Origin of the sequence: Hymenobacter metallicola (assembly GCF_004745645.1) — a bacterium.
GTDB lineage: Bacteria > Bacteroidota > Bacteroidia > Cytophagales > Hymenobacteraceae > Hymenobacter > Hymenobacter metallicola.
Genome location: NZ_SRMB01000006.1, coordinates 1 through 18973, shown reverse-complemented (window position 1 = coordinate 18973; position 18973 = coordinate 1). Strand labels below are relative to the sequence as shown.

At 64.8% G+C, this 18973-nt stretch carries 17 protein-coding genes; 16 read left to right on the top strand and 1 reads right to left on the bottom strand.

All coding sequences use genetic code 11. From position 1 onward, the window contains the following. Window positions 1-4 precede the first annotated feature (4 nt). From E5K02_RS22700 to E5K02_RS22630, 15 genes are all read left to right on the top strand, one after another. Window positions 5-4423 (top strand): CusA/CzcA family heavy metal efflux RND transporter, encoded by a 4419-nt coding sequence (locus E5K02_RS22700; RefSeq protein WP_135398316.1) that lies wholly within the window; start codon window positions 5-7, stop codon window positions 4421-4423. Between the two features lie 30 nt (window positions 4424-4453). Continuing rightward, the gene (locus tag E5K02_RS22695; RefSeq protein ID WP_135398313.1) at window positions 4454-5641 is read left to right on the top strand and encodes an efflux RND transporter periplasmic adaptor subunit; all 1188 of its coding nucleotides are present in this window, start codon (window positions 4454-4456) and stop codon (window positions 5639-5641) included. 16 nt (window positions 5642-5657) lie between these two features. Next, a complete protein-coding gene (locus tag E5K02_RS22690) occupies window positions 5658-5990 on the top strand; it encodes a YnfA family protein (protein WP_135398311.1) in 333 nt (110 codons plus the stop codon). Window positions 5991-5999: 9 nt separating this feature from the next. Continuing rightward, entirely contained in the window at window positions 6000-6617 is a 618-nt protein-coding gene (locus E5K02_RS22685; RefSeq protein ID WP_135398309.1) for a hypothetical protein, read from the top strand. Window positions 6618-6665: 48 nt separating this feature from the next. Then, window positions 6666-8918 (top strand): heavy metal translocating P-type ATPase, encoded by a 2253-nt coding sequence (locus tag E5K02_RS22680; RefSeq protein WP_135398307.1) that lies wholly within the window; start codon window positions 6666-6668, stop codon window positions 8916-8918. Then, a complete protein-coding gene (locus tag E5K02_RS22675) occupies window positions 8915-9811 on the top strand; it encodes a cation diffusion facilitator family transporter (protein WP_135398305.1) in 897 nt (298 codons plus the stop codon). Before E5K02_RS22680 ends, E5K02_RS22675 begins: the two co-directional genes overlap by 4 nt. Window positions 9812-9836: 25 nt before the next feature. Beyond that, window positions 9837-11252: a dihydrolipoyl dehydrogenase gene (gene lpdA, locus E5K02_RS22670; RefSeq protein ID WP_135398303.1), complete on the top strand. Its 1416-nt coding sequence runs from the start codon at window positions 9837-9839 to the stop codon at window positions 11250-11252. A gap of 5 nt (window positions 11253-11257) precedes the next feature. Continuing rightward, entirely contained in the window at window positions 11258-12088 is an 831-nt protein-coding gene (locus E5K02_RS22665) for a ZIP family metal transporter (RefSeq protein WP_240737417.1), read from the top strand. A 24-nt stretch (window positions 12089-12112) separates the two neighbouring features. Then, window positions 12113-12385 (top strand): hypothetical protein, encoded by a 273-nt coding sequence (locus E5K02_RS22660; RefSeq protein ID WP_135398302.1) that lies wholly within the window; start codon window positions 12113-12115, stop codon window positions 12383-12385. A gap of 21 nt (window positions 12386-12406) precedes the next feature. Beyond that, on the top strand, window positions 12407-13135 hold the full coding sequence (locus E5K02_RS22655; RefSeq protein WP_135398300.1) for an SDR family NAD(P)-dependent oxidoreductase: 729 nt from the start codon (window positions 12407-12409) through the stop codon (window positions 13133-13135). Window positions 13136-13179: 44 nt separating this feature from the next. Beyond that, complete coding sequence (locus E5K02_RS22650; RefSeq protein WP_135398298.1) at window positions 13180-14379, top strand: family 1 glycosylhydrolase; 1200 nt, start codon at window positions 13180-13182, stop codon at window positions 14377-14379. Between the two features lie 46 nt (window positions 14380-14425). Then, the gene (locus E5K02_RS22645) at window positions 14426-15124 is read left to right on the top strand and encodes a DUF1345 domain-containing protein (RefSeq protein ID WP_135398296.1); all 699 of its coding nucleotides are present in this window, start codon (window positions 14426-14428) and stop codon (window positions 15122-15124) included. Between the two features lie 33 nt (window positions 15125-15157). Beyond that, window positions 15158-16096 (top strand): bestrophin family protein, encoded by a 939-nt coding sequence (locus E5K02_RS22640; protein ID WP_135398294.1) that lies wholly within the window; start codon window positions 15158-15160, stop codon window positions 16094-16096. A gap of 155 nt (window positions 16097-16251) precedes the next feature. Further along, entirely contained in the window at window positions 16252-16935 is a 684-nt protein-coding gene (locus E5K02_RS22635) for a DUF305 domain-containing protein (protein WP_135398292.1), read from the top strand. Between the two features lie 58 nt (window positions 16936-16993). Continuing rightward, window positions 16994-17716 carry a DUF305 domain-containing protein gene (locus E5K02_RS22630; protein WP_135398290.1) on the top strand — a complete coding sequence of 241 codons (723 nt, stop codon included), beginning with the start codon at window positions 16994-16996 and terminating at the stop codon, window positions 17714-17716. A gap of 214 nt (window positions 17717-17930) precedes the next feature. Here E5K02_RS22630 and E5K02_RS22625 read toward each other — a convergent pair whose 3' ends face one another. Further along, window positions 17931-18449 (bottom strand): hypothetical protein, encoded by a 519-nt coding sequence (locus E5K02_RS22625; protein ID WP_167856549.1) that lies wholly within the window; start codon window positions 18447-18449, stop codon window positions 17931-17933. 73 nt (window positions 18450-18522) lie between these two features. Between E5K02_RS22625 and E5K02_RS22620 the strand changes: the two genes are divergently transcribed. Continuing rightward, window positions 18523-18858, top strand: coding sequence for a hypothetical protein (locus tag E5K02_RS22620; protein ID WP_135398286.1), 336 nt, complete (start codon window positions 18523-18525; stop codon window positions 18856-18858). Window positions 18859-18973: the final 115 nt, after the last annotated feature.

The window sequence follows — 18973 nt, the reverse complement described above, 5'->3', positions numbered from 1 at the left end:
CAGCATGTTTGACCGGCTCATTCATTTTTCCATCCACAACAAGCTCATCATTGGAATACTGACCCTGGCCCTGGTGGCCTGGGGCGGCTACTCCCTGAGCCGGCTGCCGATTGACGCGGTACCCGACATCACCACCAACCAGGTCGTCGTTTACACGGTGGCCCCCTCGCTGGCCGCCGGCGATATTGAGCGGCTCGTTTCCTTTCCCGTCGAGCAAAGCCTGGCCACCATCCCCAACCGGGAGGAAGTACGCTCCTTTTCCCGGTTCGGCCTCTCGGTCGTGACCATCGTCTTCGAGGACGGCGTGGACATTTACTGGGCCCGCCAGCAGGTGGCCGAGCGCCTGCGGGAGGCCCAAAACCAGATTCCCGAAGGCGTGGGTCAGCCCGAGCTGGCTCCCGTGAGCACTGGCCTGGGCGAGATTTACCAGTACCTGGTGCGCGCCAAGCCCGGCTTCGAGAAGAAGTACGACGCCCGCGAGCTGCGCACGATTCAGGACTGGATAGTGCGCCGCCAGCTGCTGGGCACGCCCGGCGTGGCCGACGTGGCCAGCTTCGGCGGCCTGCTCAAGCAGTACGAAATTGCCCTGGACCCGGCCCGGCTCCGGTCCCTGAACGTAACCGTGGACCAGGTGTACCGCGCCGTGGCCGCCAACAACCAGAACGCCGGCGGCGCCTACCTCGACCAGAAGCCCACGGCTTACTTTATCCGCACCGAAGGGCTGGCCGAGAACGCCGCCGATTTGGGCAATATCGTCGTGCGCAACACCCAGGGCGGCCTGCCCGTGCAGGTACGCGACGTGGCCGACATCCGCCTGGGTTCGGCCGTGCGCTACGGGGCCATGACCCGCAACAACGAGGGCGAAGTAACCGGTGGCATCGTGCTCATGCTCAAGGGGGCCAACGCCAACGACGTAATTACAGCGGTGAAAACGCGCATGGAGACCGTGCGCAAGTCCCTGCCCGAGGGCGTGACCATTGACGTGTACCTGGACCGTTCCGAGCTGGTGGGCCGGGCCATCGGCACGGTGAAAACCAACCTGATTGAGGGCGCCCTGATTGTGCTCTTCGTGCTGGTGCTCTTCCTGGGCAACTGGCGGGCGGGGCTGGTGGTGGCCTCGGTGATTCCGCTGGCCATGCTCTTTGCCATCGCCATGATGCGCCTGTTTGGCGTGTCGGGCAACCTGCTCTCGCTCGGGGCCATCGACTTCGGCCTGGTGGTGGACGGGGCCGTCATCATCGTAGAGGCCATCGTGCACCGTCTGCACAACCACGTTGGCTTGGCTTCGCACCCGGAAGGGGCGGACGGCAAGCTGACCCGGGACCAGATGAACGAGGCCACGTACGAAGCGGCCTCGAAAATCCGGTCGTCGGCGGCCTTTGGCGAAATCATCATCTTGATTGTGTACCTGCCCCTGCTGGCGCTGGCCGGCATCGAGGGCAAGATGTTCGGCCCCATGGCCCAGACCGTGGCCTTTGCCATCATCGGCGCCTTTATTCTCTCGCTCACCTACGTGCCGATGATGTCGGCGCTGGCCCTGAGCCGCAACACCGCGCACAAGCCCAACTTTTCGGACCGGATGATGCGCTGGCTCGAAAAGGGCTACCGCCCGCTGCTGGAGTGGGCCCTGCGCCGCAAAGCCGTGGTACTGCTGGCGGCTGTTGGTCTGTTTGTGGGCGCCCTGCTCTTATTCCGCACCCTGGGCGGAGAGTTTATTCCCCAGCTTTCGGAAGGTGATTTTGCCATTGAGATGCGCACGCTCACCGGCTCGTCGCTGAGCTACACCATCGACAAAAGCCAGCAGGCGGGCGGCATTCTCAAAAAGCAGTTCCCGGAAGTGCAGGAAGTAGTGGCCAAAATCGGGGCGGCCGAAATCCCCACCGACCCCATGCCGGTGGAAGCGGCCGACGTGATGGTGATTCTGGAGAAAGACAAAGGCAAGTGGACGTCCGCCAAAACCCAGGAAGAGCTGGCCGAGAAGATGGCCGAAGCGTTGAGCGTGATTCCGGGCGTCACCTTCGGCTTTCAGCAACCCATCCAGATGCGCTTCAACGAGCTGATTTCCGGCGCTAAGCAGGACGTGGTGCTCAAGATTTACGGCGAAGACCTTACGCAGCTGGCTTCTTACGCCGAGCGGGCGGCCCGCCTGGTGCGGCAAGTGGAAGGCGCCGAGGACGTGTACGTGGAGCAGGTCACGGGCCTGCCCCAAATCGTGGTCAAGCTGGACCGTAACCGGCTGGCCCGCTTTGGCCTGAACGCGGACGACGTGAACCGCACGGTGCAGACCGCCTTTGCCGGCCAGACGGCCGGCCAGCTCTTCGAGCAGGAGCGCCGCTTCGACGTGGTGCTGCGGCTGGCGCCCGAGCTGCGCCAGAACATCAACCAAGTACGCCAACTGCTTATTGCCACGCCCGCGGGAGAGCAAATTCCCCTGGAGCAAGTAGCCTCGGTGAACCTGCAGGAAGGCCCCAATCAGATTCAGCGCGACGACGCCAAGCGCCGTATCACGGTGGCCTTCAACGTGCGGGGCCGCGACGTGGAAAGCGTCGTCACCGAGCTGCAAGGCAAAGTGGACCAGCAGCTCAAGTTTGCCCCCGGCTACTACACCACCTACGGCGGCCAGTTCGAGAACCTGCGCCAGGCTTCCGAGCGCCTGAGCATCGCGGTGCCCGTGGCCCTGCTGCTGATTTTCACGCTCTTGTTCTTCACCTTCGGTTCCTTGAAGCAGTCGGTGCTCATCTTCACGGCCATTCCGCTCTCGGCCATCGGTGGGGTGCTGGCCCTGTGGCTGCGCGGCATGCCGTTCAGCATCTCGGCCGGGGTGGGCTTCATTGCGCTGTTTGGCGTGGCCGTGCTCAACGGCATCGTGCTCATTGGCTACTTCAACCAGCTCAAAGAGGAAGGCCAAACGGACCTGTATCAACGGATACTGGAGGGAACCCAGGTGCGCCTGCGCCCCGTGCTGATGACGGCCACGGTGGCCTCGCTGGGCTTTTTGCCCATGGCCCTGTCGCAGTCGGCCGGCGCCGAAGTGCAGCGCCCGCTGGCCACCGTCGTCATCGGCGGGCTGGTCACGGCCACCCTGCTCACCCTGCTGGTGCTGCCGGTGCTCTACGCCCTCTCTGAGCGCAAGGCAAAACCAAAGGGAGATGAAAAACCGCAGCCCGCTACGGCAATGCCGGTTTCGGTGGTACTGCTTGTCCTCGGCGGCCTGCTTGCCGCGGCGCCCGCTCGGGCCCAGGGGCCACTGACATCCACCCAGGCGGTGGGCCAGGCCCTGCAGGCCAACGGCACGGTGCAGGCCGCGCAACGCTCGCTGGAAGCGCAGCAGGCTCTGCGCCGCACGGCCTTCGATGTGGGACGCACCACCATCCTGGGCACCTACGGCCAAGTCAACTCCCCGCTGTCCGACAACGTGCTCAGCATCGGCCAGTCGCTGGCCCTGCCCGGCTACTACCGGGCCCAGGCCGGCCTGAGCCAGGCCCAGATTGGAGGCCGGGAGCAGCAGCTGGCCCAGGTGCAGGCCGAGCTGCGCCGGCAGGTGCGCCTGAGCTACGAGCGGGCCGTACACGCTCGCCACCGCCTGCGCACGCTGCGTGGGCAGGACAGCATCTACACCGAGTTTCTGCGCGCCGCCCAGCTGCGCTTCAAGACCGGGGAAGTGGCGCGCCTGGAGCCGGCCAACGCGCTGATTCAGCAGGGCGAAACCCAGAACCTATTGGCTCAAGCCCGGGCCGACTACGCCATTGCCCAGCGTCAGCTGCAGGCCCTGCTGCAAACCACGCAGCCGGTGGCCATTGCCGACAGCGTTCTGCACCTGCTGCCTGCCCCCGGGGGAACAGCCGATACGGCGGTACTGGCCGCCACGCCCCAGGCCCGGGTATTGCAGCAGCAGATAACCGAGCGCCGCGCCGAAACCCGCCTGGAGCAGGCCCAAGGCCTGCCTCAGGTTACGGTGGGATACACCAATCAGTCCTTGCGCGGCACCTACGAGATGGACGGGCAAGCCACGACCTACGGGGCCGGGGACCGGTTCCAGAGCGTGCAGGCCGGCTTGGCCATCCCGCTCTTGCGCGGGCCCCAGAAGGCCCGGGTGCAGGCCGCCAAGCTGCAGGAGCAGGTGGCCACGACCACCTACCGGCGCTACCAGGCCGAAGCCGCCGCCCAGCTCGATGAGCTCCGCCTGCGCCTGGCCGAGCAGCAGCGCCGGGTGCAGTTCTACGAGCAGACCGGCCTGCCCCAGGCCGACGTCATCGTGCGCCTGAGCCAGCGGGCCTACAAAGCTGGCGAAACCACTTACTCCGAGCTGCTGCTCAACCTGGAGCGCGCCCTGAGCGTGCGCACGGCCTACCTCGACGCCGTGCTCCAGCACAACCAAACCGCCATCGACCTGGACTACCTGCTCGGCACCGCTGCCCAGTAAGGCATTCTTCATCTCCCTGATTTGAATTTCATGAATAAGATTGCATCCCTGATGCTGCTGCTCAGCCTGACCCTGGCCGGCTGCGGCACTGATAAGAAAGAAAATGCGGACGCCGAACCCGCCACCGAAGCCAAAGAAGCCGGCGGTGAGGGCGGTGAGGCGGAAGGCGAAGAAGCCTCCGATGTGGTGACCCTTTCCGCCGCCGAGCAACAGGCCGCCGGACTGAAAACGGCCCGCCTGGCTGACCGACCCTTGGGGGCGGGCCTGGCCGTGACGGGCACGCTGGACGTGCCGCCGGAAAGCGCCGTCAACATCACGGCCCCACTCGGCGGCTTCGTGGAGAATACCGAGCTGCTACAGGGCGCCCGCGTGCGCAAAGGCGAAGTGCTGGCTACCATCCGCAACCCCGAGTTTGTGACGCTGCAGCAGGACTACCTGGAAACGCGCAGCCGCCTGGAATACGCCCGCACCGAGCTGGCTCGCCAGAAGGAGCTGTACGAGCAGGAAGTAGCGCCGCAAAAAAACTACCAGCGGGCCCAGGCTGACTACCGGGCCCTGCAAGTGCAAACCCAAGCCCAAGCCGCCCGGCTTCGGCTGGCCGGCTTGCCGGTAGGTGGAAAGATAGTGACGACGGCCGTCCTGCGCGCGCCCCGCGCCGGCTTCGTGCGCACCGTCAACGTGACGGTGGGCCAAGCCGTGACGGCCACCGACGCCTTGTTTGAAATCGTGGACCCCGAGCACCTGCACGTGGAGCTGACCGTGTTTGAGCGCGACGTGGCCCGGGTGCAGAAAGGGCAGTTGATTCGCTTCACGCTGGCCAGCGACTCCACCGGCACCCGCCGCGAGCGCACGGCCCGGGTATACCTGGTAGGCAAAGCCATTGGGGAGGACCGCACCGTGCGCGTGCACGGCCACCTGGACCAGGAAAAAGACCCGGCGCTGCTGCCTGGCCTCTACGTGCGGGCAACGATTGAAACGGGCCGCACCCAAGCGACTACCCTGCCCGACGTGGCGCTGGTGCGCTTCGAGGGCAAAAACTACGCCTTTGCCGTGGAATCCGCCGGGCGCTACCGGATGGTACCCGTCACGCTGGGCCGTAGCGAGGATGGTTATACGGAAATCAAGCTGCCGGAAACGGTACCCGCCACCACCCCTTTCGTTACGGAGGGCGCCTACTCGCTGCTGGCCAAGATGAAAAACGCCGAAGAGGAAGAATAAATAACCCACCCGTTTCATGCTCGCCCTTCTTAAGCCTGTTTCGATATTCTTTCTGGCCGGCCTCTGCGAAATCGGGGGTGGCTACCTGATGTGGCACTGGCTGAAGTCCGGGCGACCCGGGTGGACGGGACTGGTGGGGGCGCTGCTGCTGGCTCTCTACGGCTGGGTGGCCACCTGGCAACCGACGTCGTTCGGCAAGACCTACGCCGTGTACGGGGCCGTTTTCATCGTCATGTCCATCGCCTGGGCCGCCGGCTTCGACGGGTTCCGGCCCGACCGGTTCGACGTGGTTGGTGGGGCCATCATTGTGGTGGGCATTGCCGTGGTTCTTTTCTGGCCCCGTCCGTAATCCCTGTTTATGCTCCAACTTCTCACCGGTGCCTTACTGCTTAGCCTGCTCCACGCCGCGATTCCCAATCACTGGGCGCCGGTGCTGGCCGTGGCGCGCGCCGAGCGCTGGCCGTTGCGGCGGGCGCTCGGCGTAACGGTGGTCGCCGGGGCGGCCCACGTGCTGAGCACGGTGCTGCTGGGCTTAGCTCTGGGGTTGCTGGGCTGGCGGCTCTCGGCCCGCTTCTCGCAGTTTACCGGGGTAGCGGCCCCAGCGCTGCTGGTGGTCATCGGCTTGGTGTACGCTTTTTCCGGGGCCGGCCACTCCCACCCTGACGTGGAAGTGGGACCTGTGCTCGTGCGGCCGCGGGGCCGGGTAGTGTTGGGGCTGGCCGCGACGATGTTTCTGGCGCCCTGTCTGGAAATTCAGACCTTTTTTCTGGCCGCCGGCACGCGCGGCCCACTGGATTTAGCTCTATTAATGACTACCTACCTCGTCGTGTCAATAGGTGCCATGAGCGCGTTGGTAGCGGTTGCCTACACCGGCCTGCGCCGCTTTAACCTGACGGGCCTGGCCCGCCATGAGCGCCGCTTCACCGGCGCCGTGCTCGTACTGGTGGGCGTGGCCGGCTTTTTCGTGGACTGGTAGCCTTGAGCTATCGGCCGCCTTATTCTTTCACCTGACGCTTATTTTCTTATGCCTGACCTAACCTCCCCCAACACCGACGAAGAGCTCAACACCGCCAAGCAGGTAAAGCTCGAAAACGTGGGCGCGCTCAACCGCGACCAGCTTACGCCCGAAGCCGCCGCCGCCCCCGAAGGCCACGACGTGCCGGGTCACGACCACGCCGGCCACGACCATCCCGCCGGCAAAAAGGTGGTGGACCTAGCCGGCAAGGCTGCCGATGAGCACGCCGGCCACGACCACAGCAGCAGCGACGACCACGACCACGGGCCGGCTGGTACCAATCCCTACCTGTGGCCCGGCGTCAGCTTCGTGCTGCTGCTGGCCGGCATCGCCCTCGACTATTATAAAGTGGGCTTTTTCACCGGCTACGTGCGCCTGGCCTGGTACGGCGCGTCCTACCTGCTGGTGGGCTGGAAGGTGATTCGCTCGGCCATTCAGAGCATTCCCTCGGGCAACATCTTCAACGAGTTCCTGCTCATGAGCCTGGCCACCATCGGGGCCTTCGCCATCGGCGAATACCCGGAGGGCGTGGCCGTGATGCTGTTCTACACCGTGGGCGAACTGTTCCAGGACGCGGCCGTGAACCGGGCCAAGCGCAGCATCCGGGCCCTGCTAGAGATTCAGGCCACCGAAGTCACCGTCATCCGCAACGGGCAAACGGTGGTCCTTGACCCCAAGCAAGTAGTGGTCGGCGACACGATTGAGGTGAAGCCGGGCGAAAAAGTGGCCCTCGACGGCACGCTGGTCCAAGGACCGGCCAGCTTCAACACGGCGGCCCTCACGGGGGAGTCCGTGCCGCAGACCAAGCAAATGGGCGAGGTGGTGCTGGCGGGCATGGTCAACCTGGAGTCGCTGATTCAGGTGGCCGTGACGGCCAATTATAAAGACACCAAGCTGGCCAAAATTCTGGCCATGGTCCAAGACGCGGTGGGCCGCAAGGCCAAGACCCAGCAGTTCATCACCAAGTTCGCCAAGGTCTACACGCCCATCGTGGTGGCCCTGGCCGTGCTGCTCATCGTCGTACCCTACTTCGTGGTCGACGACTACGTGTTCCGCACCTGGCTCTACCGGGCGCTGGTGTTTCTGGTCATTTCCTGCCCCTGCGCGCTGGTCATCAGCATCCCACTGGGCTATTTCGGCGGCATTGGGGCGGCCTCCAAGGCGGGCATCCTCTTCAAGGGCTCCAACTTCCTGGACCTGATGCGGGAGCTTGACACGGTGGTGATGGACAAGACCGGCACGCTCACCCAGGGCGTGTTTGCGGTGCAGCAGGTGCAGCCCGCTCCGGGCCTCGACGCCCCGCAGCTGCTGCGCCTGGTCGGCGCGCTCGAAACCAAGTCCACCCACCCCATTGCCAAGGCCGTGGTGCTACACTCGGGCGCCGCTACGGCGGGCGCCTCGGTAGAGAACGTAGAGGAAATCAGTGGGCACGGCATGCGCGGCCGGGTGGACGGGCGCGACGTGCTGGCCGGCAACACGAAGCTGCTCACCAAGTTCAGCGTAGCCTACCCGCCCGAAGTCGACCAAATCCTAGACAGCATCGTGGTAGCGGCCGTGGACGGCAAATACGCCGGCTACCTGACCGTGGCCGACGCGCCCAAGGAAGATGCCGCCCGCACGGTGCAGGAGCTGCGGGCGGACGGCATCACCAAAATTGTAATGCTGTCGGGTGACAAGGACAGCATCACCCAGCGCGTGGCCAAAGAACTTGGCATTGACGAAGCCCACGGCGGGCTGCTGCCCGAAGACAAAGCGCGCTACGTGCAGGAGTACAAGGACGCGGGCCGCAAGCTGGCCTTCGTGGGCGATGGCGTGAACGACGCGCCGGTGGTAGCCCTGGCTGACGTGGGCATCGCCATGGGCGGCCTCGGCTCCGACGCCACCATCGAAACGGCCGACGTGGTGATTCAAACCGACCACCCCAGCAAGATTGCCACCGCCCGGCGCATTGCCCGCGCCACGCATACTGTCGTCTGGCAGAATATCTGGTTGGCCTTTATCGTGAAGGGCATCGTGCTGGCCCTGGGCGCCGGCGGGCTGGCCACCATGTGGGAAGCTGTATTTGCCGACGTGGGGGTGGCTTTGCTGGCTATTTTGAATGCGGTGCGCATCCAGCGCATGGATTATTCCACGCCGGGCCCGGGCGGCCTGCCGCCCGCTGTTCCCGCTACCCCAGCGGCCAAAGAAAACCTGTCGGTAGTGGAGCCCATGCCCCGCGAGCTGCGCGAAGGCCCCCACCACCATAACGGCGACCAAGCATGAGCGGGTCCCACGGCATGAGCGGCAGTGCCGCCTCGCGCAACAAGCGGGCCCTGACCATCGTCTTCTTCACGACCCTGGCTTACCTGATAGCCGAAGTTATCGGCGGCTGGTGGACTGGTAGCCTGGCCCTGCTGGCCGACGCGGGTCACATGCTCACCGACGTGGCCGGCGTGGGGCTGGCCCTGCTGGCCATTCGCTTCGGCGAGAAGCCCGCCACGCCCCAGCGCACCTTTGGCTACTACCGCTTCGAGATTCTGGCGGCCCTCACCAACGCGGTGGTCCTGATTCTGATTTCCATCTACATCCTCTACGAGGCCTATTTCCGGTTTCTTAACCCGCCCAAGGTGGAAAGCGGCACCATGATGTGGGTGGCCGGCGTGGGCATGCTCGTCAACCTCTACGGGGTGTACCTGCTGCGCAAAAGCTCGGGCGAGAGCCTGAACATGAAGGGCGCCTACTTCGAGGTGCTCAGCGACCTGCTTACGTCGGTGGGCGTGCTGATTGCGGGCATTATCATGATTACCACTAAGTGGTACTACGCCGACCCGCTGCTGTCAGCCGGCATCGGCCTGTTCATTCTGCCCCGCACCTGGGCTTTGCTCAAGGAGTCGGTAAACGTGCTGCTGGAAGGCACTCCGGCCGACGTGAACCTGGAAGCCATGCGGCAAGGGCTGCTGCAGGTACCCGGCGTGGCGGCCGTGCACGACCTGCACGCCTGGGTGCTGACTTCCGGGGTCAATGCCCTGAGTGCCCACGTGGTACTCACCGATGAGGCCCGGCACGAGGACGTGCTCACCCGCACCCACGACTACCTCACCACCAAGCACCCTATTCAGCACGCCACTATTCAGGTGGAGCGCGGCGACTTCGCCAAACACGAAACCCACCTCTAATCGACCTGCCACCTCGTTCTTCGCCATGACCACTTACGACGTTCTCATTATCGGCTCCGGCCCGGGCGGCTACATTGCCGCCGTGCGCTGCGGGCAGCTGGGCCTGAAAACGGCCATCATTGAAAAGTACCCCACCCTGGGCGGCACCTGCCTCAACGTGGGCTGCATCCCCAGCAAGGCGGTGCTCGAGTCCACCGAACTCTACCAAAAAGCCACCCACCAATTCGCCGAGCACGGCATCGACGCCGACAACCTGCGCGCCGACCTGCCCCGTATAATGGAGCGCAAGGACCAGGTAGTGAAGAAGGTCTGCGACGGGGTTGTGTACCTGATGAAGAAAAACAAGGTGGACGTCATTCATGGCGTGGCCTCGTTCGTGGATGCGACCACCGTGCAGGTGATGCCCACGGCAGGGGGCGGGGAGGAAGCGCAGCAACTCACGGCGAAGAACATCATCATCGCCACCGGCTCCAAGCCCAGCACGCTGCCATTCATCACAATCGACAAGGAGCGCGTCATCACCAGCACCGAGGCGCTGGCCCTGCGCGAGCTGCCTAAGCACCTGATTATCGTGGGAGGCGGGGTGATTGGACTGGAGCTGGGCTCGGTCTACGCCCGCCTAGGCAGCAAAGTGTCGGTGGTAGAGTACACCGACGCCATCATCCCGACCATGGATCGCACCCTGGGCAAGGAGCTGCTGCGCTCCCTGAAAAAGCAGGGCCTGGAATTCTACCTCTCCCACAAGGTGACGGCTGTAGAGCGCACCGGCGACACGGTGAAGCTGACGGCAACGCCCGCGGCTGGCGGGGCCGACCTGCAACTTGAGGGTGACTACTGCCTGGTGTCAGTGGGCCGCCGGCCCTACACCGACGGGCTGAACCTGGCCGCGGCCGGCGTGGAGCTGGACGAGAAGGGCCGGGTAAAAGTCAACGAGGACCTGCAAACCACCGCGCCTGGCATCTGGGCCATCGGCGACGTGGTGCGCGGGGCCATGCTGGCCCATAAGGCCAGCGACGAGGGCGTGTACGTGGCCGAGCTCATTGCCGGCAAGCATCCCGAAGTCAACTACCTGCTCATTCCCGGCGTGGTCTACACCTGGCCCGAAGTGGCCTCAGTCGGCTACACCGAGGAGCAGCTCAAGGAGCAGGGCAAGGTGTATAAAGTAGGCTCCTTTCCCTACTCTGCTTCCGGCCGGGCCGTGGCCGGGTCCGACACCGAGGGGCTGGTGAAGGTGCTAACCGACGCGCAGACCGACGAGATTCTGGGCGTGCACATGATAGGCGCCCGCATCGCCGACATCATCGCCGAGGCCGTGAGCGTCATGCATTTCCGCGGCGCGGCCGAAGCCGTGGGCCTGATGTCGCACGCTCACCCCACCTACGCCGAAGCCTTCAAGGAAGCCTGCTTGAACGCGGCGGGCATCGGGGCGCTTAACATGTAGTCGGCATGTTTCTAGCCCTTCTGCTTGCCGTTACGCCGGACGTATCCCCCTCCTGGACCCAGGTGCTGCTATATTCCCTGGTGCCTGCCGCCATCATGGTGGTCGGGGCCGTGGTGGCTGTGCTCCGCCCGCCCGGGGCCGCTGTACGCAGCGCTATCCTGCACTTTGCCGCCGGGGTGGTATTCTCCGTGGTGGCCGTGGAGCTGCTGCCCGACATTGTCGCGCGCCATCGGCCGCTGGAAGTGGGGCTGGGCTTTGCTGTCGGCGTGGGGGTTATGCTGGCCCTGCGCTCCTGGACCCGCAAAGTGGCCGACAAGCAGAAAGCCAATCCCATTCCCTACTTCACGCCGGACGTCATGTGGACCTCGGAAGAAGAGCGCGCCGCCGACCAGCGCCGAGCCCCGCTGCCCATGGGCCTACTCACGGGCGTGGCTATTGACATCCTTATCGATGGCCTGCTGCTGGGCATCGGCTTCGCGGCTGGGGCCAAGGAAGGCCTGCTGCTGGCCATCGCCCTCACCATTGAAGTGCTGTCGCTGGGGCTGGCCACGGCCGTGGAGCTACAGCAGGAAGGGCAGACTAAAATTCGTACAGTAGGTGTCGTGGCCGCCCTGTCGGGGCTACTGGTCGTCGGGGCCGGCGTCGGCATCACCGTACTGCAGGGTGCCTCCGACAACGTCATGGAACTGGTGCTCTCCTTTGGCCTAGCCGCGCTGCTGTTCCTAGTGACCGAAGAGCTGCTGACCGAAGCCCACGAGGAGCCGGAGTCGCCCTGGCTTACGTCCACTTTTTTCCTGGGCTTTCTAGTGTTTCTCATCCTGGGCATGCTCGTGTAGGGCGGCCCTCCTTCACCGTTATCCATGAATTCCCATAAGCTTCTGATTGAGCTCACGCTGGTGCCGGCGGGGCGGCACATCGCCTTTTCCAAGGGAATGCTGGAGAAAGTCCACGTGAGCCGCCGGGTGGTGGGCGAGGGTGACACCTGGCAGCAGGTGGCCGTCAACGCCCGTTCGCCGTTTCTGGACACGGAAGAATTTCCGGCCGGCACAACCCTGGAATACCAAGTGCAGCACTTCACCCAGCAAGACGATTTGGAAGGGCACAGCAACATCGTGCGAACCACCCTGAACTGACTTCTCACCATAGCGAAAACCATGCGCTTTACCGACAAAATATGCCTCGTCACCGGGGGCGGCTCTGGCATTGGGCGGGCCGCCTGCCTGCAGCTGGCCACTGAAGGCGGCACCGTGGTGGTGCTGGACCGGGACGCGGCCACGGCCGCCGAAACCGTGGCCCTGATTGAACAAGCCGGCGGGCAGGCCCTGGCCGTGCGGGCCGATTTGGGGCTCGTGGCCGAGATTGAGGCCGCCGTGCAAACGGTGGTGGCCGCCTACGGACGGGTGGACGTGCTGGTGAACAACGCGGCCGTAATGACCTTCAAGCCCATCACCGAGCTCACGGTGGCGGAGTGGGACCTGGTCATGGCCGTCAACCTGCGGGCGGTGTTTCTGCTCAGCCGGCTTTGCCTGGCGCACATGCAGGGCGGAGCCATTGTGAACATCAGCTCCGTGCACGGCCAGCAAACCACGGCCAACGTGCTTCCCTACGCGGCCAGCAAGGGGGCCCTGGAGGCCTTCACGCGCGGCATGAGCCAGGAATACCCCTCCACCCAGGTGCGCACCAACTGCGTGGCGCCCGGCGCCGTGGACACGCCCATGCTCTGGAACAACCCCAACGTGAAAAGCGGGGCCGAAAAGATTCAGGGCGAAGTAGGCCACCCCGAAGACATCGCCGGCGCCATCTGCTACCTGGCCTCGGCTGATGCCCACTACATCAACGGCACCACCCTGGTCGTGGACGGCGGCCGCCTCAGCATTCTCTAATGCCGGGCCCTCTCTTTTTCTTTCGCACTTAACCCTGACCAGCCATGAGTGCCTTCATGTTTGCCACCGGCATCGAAAACAGCTACCCCACCATCAAACTGCCCGACGGCACCACCCACCGGGTGGACGAGTTGGCCAAGACCGGGCACTACGAGCGCTGGCGCGAGGACTTCGCGCTGGTCAAGGAAATGGGCATTGAGTTTCTGCGCTACGGCCCGCAGTACTACCGCGTGCATCTGGGACCGAATCAGTACGACTGGGCCTTTACCGACGAGACGTTTGCTCACCTGAAAGAGCTGGGCATTACGCCGCTCGTGGACCTGCTGCACTTCGGCCTGCCCGACTGGCTGGGCAACTTCCAGAACCCGGAATTCCCCGAGCACTTCGCTGCGTACGCCGGGGCTTTCGCCGCGCGGTTCCCGGACCTGCAGTTCTACACGCCCATCAACGAAATCTTCGTCACGGTCATGTTTTCGGCCCAGTACGGGTGGTGGAACGAGTGCCTGACCAGCGACCTGGCGTTCGTCACGGCCCTCAAGCACGTGTGCCGGGCGGGCGTGCTGGCCATGCAGGCCATCCTGGCCGTGCAGCCGGGAGCCACGTTCATCCAGAGCGAGTCGGCCGAGTACTTCCACCCCGAAACGCCCGGTGCCCGCGCCCTCACCAACGTGCTGAATCAAAAACGCTTCCTGAGCCTGGACCTGACCTACGGCTACCCCGTGAGCGTGGCGATGTACGAGTATCTGCTGCAAAACGGCATGACCCGGGACGAGTACCTGTGGTTCGGCGAGCAGAACATCAAGGCCCGGTGCATCATGGGCACGGACTACTACCGCACCAACGAGCGCATGGTGCGCGCCGACGGCAGCACCTACCCGGCCGGGGACGTGTTCGGCTACTACGTCATCGCCAAGCAGTACTACGACCGCTACCGCATGCCCCTGATGCACACGGAAACGAATCTGTGGGAGCCCGACTCGGTGGGCTGGCTCTGGCGGCAGTGGGCCAACGCCTACCGCCTCAAGCAGGACGGCATCCCGCTGGTGGGCTTCACCTGGTACTCCCTGCTCGACCAAGTGGACTGGGACACGGCCCTGCGCGAAAACAACGGCCGCGTGAACCCGCTGGGCCTCTATGACATCGACCGCAAGCAGCGGCCCGTGGGCCGCGCCTACCAGCGCCTCATTGCCCAGTGGAAGGACGTGCTGGTGGACGAGAGCTACGGCGTGCACATCAACTACTAGGTCGTTTTTCCAATGCCTGGCTCTGGGTCCGGCAATTCCCTGGCCCATGCCACTTGCCCGTTTTTTATCTCACCGCCACCTGCTGCGGCACCTGCTCCACCTCTCGGCCCGCCAGCGCCTGCTGGCGGCCACCGCCGTGGCTGGTCTGGGGTGGGCACTACTGCCCGGGAGCCTGCTGCCGGCCACGCGGCTGGTGGCGGCCTGGGACGTGTTCTGCCTGAGCATCCTGGCCCTACTCTGGGCCGGCACCCGCCGGGCCGACGCGGCCCACATCCGCCGCATGGCCAACCGCCAGGACCCCGGCCGGACGTGGGCCTTCGTGGCCGTGCTGGTGGGCAGCGCCGCCTCGCTGGGGGCCGTGGTGCTGCTGCTGAGCAACCTACCCAACCTGGGCCGGCGCGAGGTGGCCTACCACGTGCTGCTAGCGGCCGGGGCCGTGGTCGGGGCCTGGCTGCTGGTGCACGCGGTGTTTGCCCTGCGCTACGCCCACGTGTACTTCAGCGAGGATGCCAGCACCGCCGTGCCCGACAAAATCGGCGGGCTGGACTTTCCGGGCGCGCCGCCGGCCTCGTACTGGGACTTCGCCTACTTCGCCTTTGTGGTGGGCTCCACCGCCCAGACCGCCGACGTGGCCGTGTCCTCCACCCGCATGCGGCGGCTGGTTATGCTGCACGGCCTGCTGGCTTTTGCTTTTAATACCAGCATCGTGGCCCTGACTATCAACCTGCTGGCCGGGCTCTTGTAGCGTGCCCGTTTCTTCATTTGCTAACCTGTTTGCATGTACGTTCAAAAGCACATCCACTGGCGCGTCATCTGGGGGTACTCCTGGAAAGACCTGCTGATTTTTATCGTGTACGATTTGACGCTGGCGATTCTGCACGGCCCGCTGGGCATGACCTGGCTGGACATCCCCTGGCAGCTGGTGAGTATCCTGGGCGTGGCCGTCTCGTTTTACGTGGGCTTCAAAAACAGCAGCTCCTACAACCGCTTCAACGAGGCCCGCCAGCTGTGGGGCGGCATCGTCAACCGCAGCCGCAACTGGACCATGCTGGTGCTGGCCAACACGCAGCCCGCGCGCACGGACCTCACGCCCGAGCAAGTGAGCTACCAGCGCCAGCTGGTGTACCGGCAGCTGGCCTGGGTCAACGCCCTGTGCCTGCACCTGCGCCGCCAAACCAAGGAGCAGTGGAACCAGGCCGTGGCCCCGTTTCTGGACCCGGCCGAATCCGACTACCTGCGCATCACGGTGAACCCGCCCGCCCAGCTGCTGCTGCGCCAAAGCCAAGCCCTGCAGGAAGCCGACGGCCTGTTCGACGACCTGCAGCGCCACGCCCTGGTCGAGGACCTGCGCGAGCTGACCAACCTGCAGGGCGGCAGCGAGCGCATCAAAAACACGCCCTTTCCGCGGCAGTACGCCTTTTCCAGCGTGGTGTTCGTCTGGATTTTTATCGCCCTACTGCCCCTGGGCCTGCTAGCCGAGTTTGAGAAAATGGGGCACGGACACTACTGGTTCACGGTGCCTTTTTCGGTGCTCGTCTCCTGGGTGTTCGTCACCATCGAGCTGGTGGGTCACATCAGCGAAGACCCGTTTGAAAACCGGATGAACGACGTGCCCATGACGACGCTCTGCCGCAGCATCGAAATCGACCTGCGCCAGATGCTGGGCGAAACCGCCCTGCCCCAGCCCATCCAGCCCGTCAACGGGGTGCTGTACTAACGGCCCGGCGAACGGCAGGTAACGGCCGCCGTTTATCCTGGTCGGCTTTATTACCTTCAGTTCTGTCCCTTTCTCTAGCTGGTTCCGCTTAGTATGCTTGCAGCAGCCCGTATTGTTAAGCGGCAAGGTCGCAAAATTCTTCTGCCCTGAGTTTTATGAAAAATCGCTGCTTATTTTCCGCGCTGCTGATTGCTGTCGTGCAGTGCCTAACCGGCTGTAATTCCGAGTCCCCCGATTCGGCGGCCCACGAAGCCGATATCCACGACCAGCCCAAGGCCGCGCCAGCGCCGGCCGCCGCGCCCCCGAACCCGGCCGACTCCCTGCAGCTCCTGGTGCGTGAGCTGGACGCGGTGCGCCGCATCGGCTGCTGGGACGATGACTTTGCCAGCCTGATGGCCGTGCACCACGCCGGGGCCCAGCGCCTGGCGGCCGTGCAACTCTCGCAGGGCAAGGACTCCACCCTGCGTGCCATGGCCCAGCACGTGGTCAAGAGCCACGAAAAGGACACCCACGTGCTCACCCTGGCGCTGCGGCGCGAGCCGCCCGCCGGGCAGGAGTACCGGCCGGGCAACGCCCGGGACCCGTTTGTGCGCCGCATTGCGGCGGCCCTGGCGCCCCTGCGGCAGGTGCCGGCCCTGCCCGGCAGCCCCGACGCCGACTTTGCCACCCTCATGGAGCTACACCACCGCAGCGGCGTGGCCCTGGCCCAGGCCGAGCTGGCGTTTGGCCGCAACGCCGAGCTGCGGGATGCGGCCCGGCGCATCGTGCGCGACCAGCAGCAGGAAATCAAGCAGTTCCAGCGCTGGCTGAAAGCCAACTCCACCGGGGCGGCCAACTAAACCCGTCCCCAACCGCCCTTCCCTTATTTCGGGCCGCTGCCCAACTTATCTTCCGGCCATGGTTGCCCCCGCTTTGTCTGTTTTCAAATTCGCCGCGGCCCTATTGTTCCTCGGTCTGCTGCTGAGTGGCTGCGGCCGTAAAACCGATGACGGGCAGGACGCGCACATGGCGCAGGTCCCTTCTACCATGATGCAGGCCCTGCACACCATGGATGCGCACTCCCAGGCCCTGCCGCGCACCGACAACCTGGACGTGTACTTTGCCCGGCTCATGCGGGAAAACCACCAGGCCGCGGTGTCCATGTCGGCCCTGGAACTGCAGCACGGGCGGGATGCCACGCTGCGCGCCCTGGCCCGCGACATTCACCAAGCGCACCAGCGGCTGATTCCCGGCCTGGACTCGGCCATTGAGCGCATGCTCAGCCAGCCGCCCACCTACCCCGAGCATACCTCCCAGTCCCACCAGCTGGCCGAACTGCTCGAAGCCGCCACCAAGGGCCTGCACCCGGCCGCGCACCGCTCCATTGCCGGCGATACCGCCCGTGCGCCTGCCCAAGTCGAGGAGCAGCGCCAGGACGCCGGCACAGGCGACATCGACCGGGACTACGCGAGCTTGCTGATTCCGCACCACGAAAACTCCATCACCCTGGCCCGGGCGGAGCTGGAACTGGGCCGCGACGAGGCGCTCAGAAAAGTGGCTTACCTCATCCTGCTTGACCAGCAGCGGGAGATAAACCAGGTTCGGGCCTGGCTCAGGCAGCATCCGGGCAAGGCCCGGTAAGCTTCGGTTAGGGGATTAATAATCGGGAGGGGCTCAGGCATGCAACGGAATCCTGCGGCGCGGTGTTGAGCCGGCATGTGTGACCACCATAAGCCCGCCCTAAAGCTGCAACGCCTGGGCATTTACCTCTTTGTCGGCGTTCTGGTCCTGCTGGGCCAGTTCTACGGGCAATAGCCCGGGGCCAGTACAGTTATGCCGTAACCTGCCGCGCGGGTTACCCCCGGGTCAGGACGATGAATTTTTGTTTGGGCAGCAGCCCTAAGAAGCGGGCCATGACGGTTTTCGCGCCCGCGCCGGGCGAGGTGACCACCAAACGCGGCCACCACCCCAGCCACTTATTCTGCCAGCGGCTCGCGTAAGCGGGGCTGGCGGGCAGGGCCTGGGCGTGCTGCTTCATCTGGGCATAGGCCGCCGGCGTCAGGCGAGCCGTCACCTGGTAGAGCCGGAACGACGGCTTTTCAAACGTGGCCGTCAGCTGGCCACAAGGTCCCTGCATGATGTAGTAGGTGCGGCCCAGCTGTTCGGGAACCAGGCGCGCCGCCGTGAGAAAGGCTTGAAGCCGCCGGGCGACCACGGGCTGCGGCATGTCTTCGGTCAGCAGTAGTTCCAACAGCACATCAAAGAGCTGAACGGGCGTTTTTTCCGGGGAGAGGTTGGTCACGCGGGAAGGGTTGGGGGTGGGCACAAGCCACGGAACAAGCGCAGTGGCGGAGCTGGTAAAGAAACGCATCATTCTGACGAGAGCCACGCAAAATTGGTGTGCTTTTTGGATACTGGCGGTCCTGCCTGCTTTTATTTCCACTCGCATGAAAATCAACCTGCATTGCTTGCGCCTGCGGCCCTGGTTTAGCCGGCTCGGGCTGGCCCTGCCGGCTTTAACCGGGCTGCTGCTACTAACTACGTCCTGCTCGGCCCCCATCACCCCTTCGGTGGCGGGAGCCGGTCAGGCGCCGGCTCGGCTGCGGGTGAGTGCGCCCGTTGCTGCGCGAGTAGCAGCTACGGTTTCATCGCCGGGCCATGTGGCGGCATACGACACGCTGGTTCGCCGGCGCTACGCGGCCCTGGGCGCGCAGCAGCAGGGCCTGCGGTTTTCCGTGTTCGAGCAGGCCCTCACGGGCTACCTTAACCTGGGGTGTTGTTAAACAAATAGGGGAAATCCTCCGACTCAGCCCTGAGCGGGTTTAGCCGGCGGCTGCCACGCGGCAATCAGTTCCATGTCAAACGGGGCTTCAGGCGGCAGGGGCTGGTCGGAGAAGT

Coding starts and splice junctions, on each gene's coding strand:
- E5K02_RS22700 (WP_135398316.1), top strand. CDS start 5: ATGTTTGACCGGCTCATTCATTTTTCCATCCACAACAAGCTCATCATT.
- E5K02_RS22695 (WP_135398313.1), top strand. CDS start 4,454: ATGAATAAGATTGCATCCCTGATGCTGCTGCTCAGCCTGACCCTGGCC.
- E5K02_RS22690 (WP_135398311.1), top strand. CDS start 5,658: ATGCTCGCCCTTCTTAAGCCTGTTTCGATATTCTTTCTGGCCGGCCTC.
- E5K02_RS22685 (WP_135398309.1), top strand. CDS start 6,000: ATGCTCCAACTTCTCACCGGTGCCTTACTGCTTAGCCTGCTCCACGCC.
- E5K02_RS22680 (WP_135398307.1), top strand. CDS start 6,666: ATGCCTGACCTAACCTCCCCCAACACCGACGAAGAGCTCAACACCGCC.
- E5K02_RS22675 (WP_135398305.1), top strand. CDS start 8,915: ATGAGCGGGTCCCACGGCATGAGCGGCAGTGCCGCCTCGCGCAACAAG.
- lpdA (WP_135398303.1), top strand. CDS start 9,837: ATGACCACTTACGACGTTCTCATTATCGGCTCCGGCCCGGGCGGCTAC.
- E5K02_RS22665 (WP_240737417.1), top strand. CDS start 11,258: ATGTTTCTAGCCCTTCTGCTTGCCGTTACGCCGGACGTATCCCCCTCC.
- E5K02_RS22660 (WP_135398302.1), top strand. CDS start 12,113: ATGAATTCCCATAAGCTTCTGATTGAGCTCACGCTGGTGCCGGCGGGG.
- E5K02_RS22655 (WP_135398300.1), top strand. CDS start 12,407: ATGCGCTTTACCGACAAAATATGCCTCGTCACCGGGGGCGGCTCTGGC.
- E5K02_RS22650 (WP_135398298.1), top strand. CDS start 13,180: ATGAGTGCCTTCATGTTTGCCACCGGCATCGAAAACAGCTACCCCACC.
- E5K02_RS22645 (WP_135398296.1), top strand. CDS start 14,426: ATGCCACTTGCCCGTTTTTTATCTCACCGCCACCTGCTGCGGCACCTG.
- E5K02_RS22640 (WP_135398294.1), top strand. CDS start 15,158: ATGTACGTTCAAAAGCACATCCACTGGCGCGTCATCTGGGGGTACTCC.
- E5K02_RS22635 (WP_135398292.1), top strand. CDS start 16,252: ATGAAAAATCGCTGCTTATTTTCCGCGCTGCTGATTGCTGTCGTGCAG.
- E5K02_RS22630 (WP_135398290.1), top strand. CDS start 16,994: ATGGTTGCCCCCGCTTTGTCTGTTTTCAAATTCGCCGCGGCCCTATTG.
- E5K02_RS22625 (WP_167856549.1), bottom strand. CDS start 18,449: ATGATGCGTTTCTTTACCAGCTCCGCCACTGCGCTTGTTCCGTGGCTT.
- E5K02_RS22620 (WP_135398286.1), top strand. CDS start 18,523: ATGAAAATCAACCTGCATTGCTTGCGCCTGCGGCCCTGGTTTAGCCGG.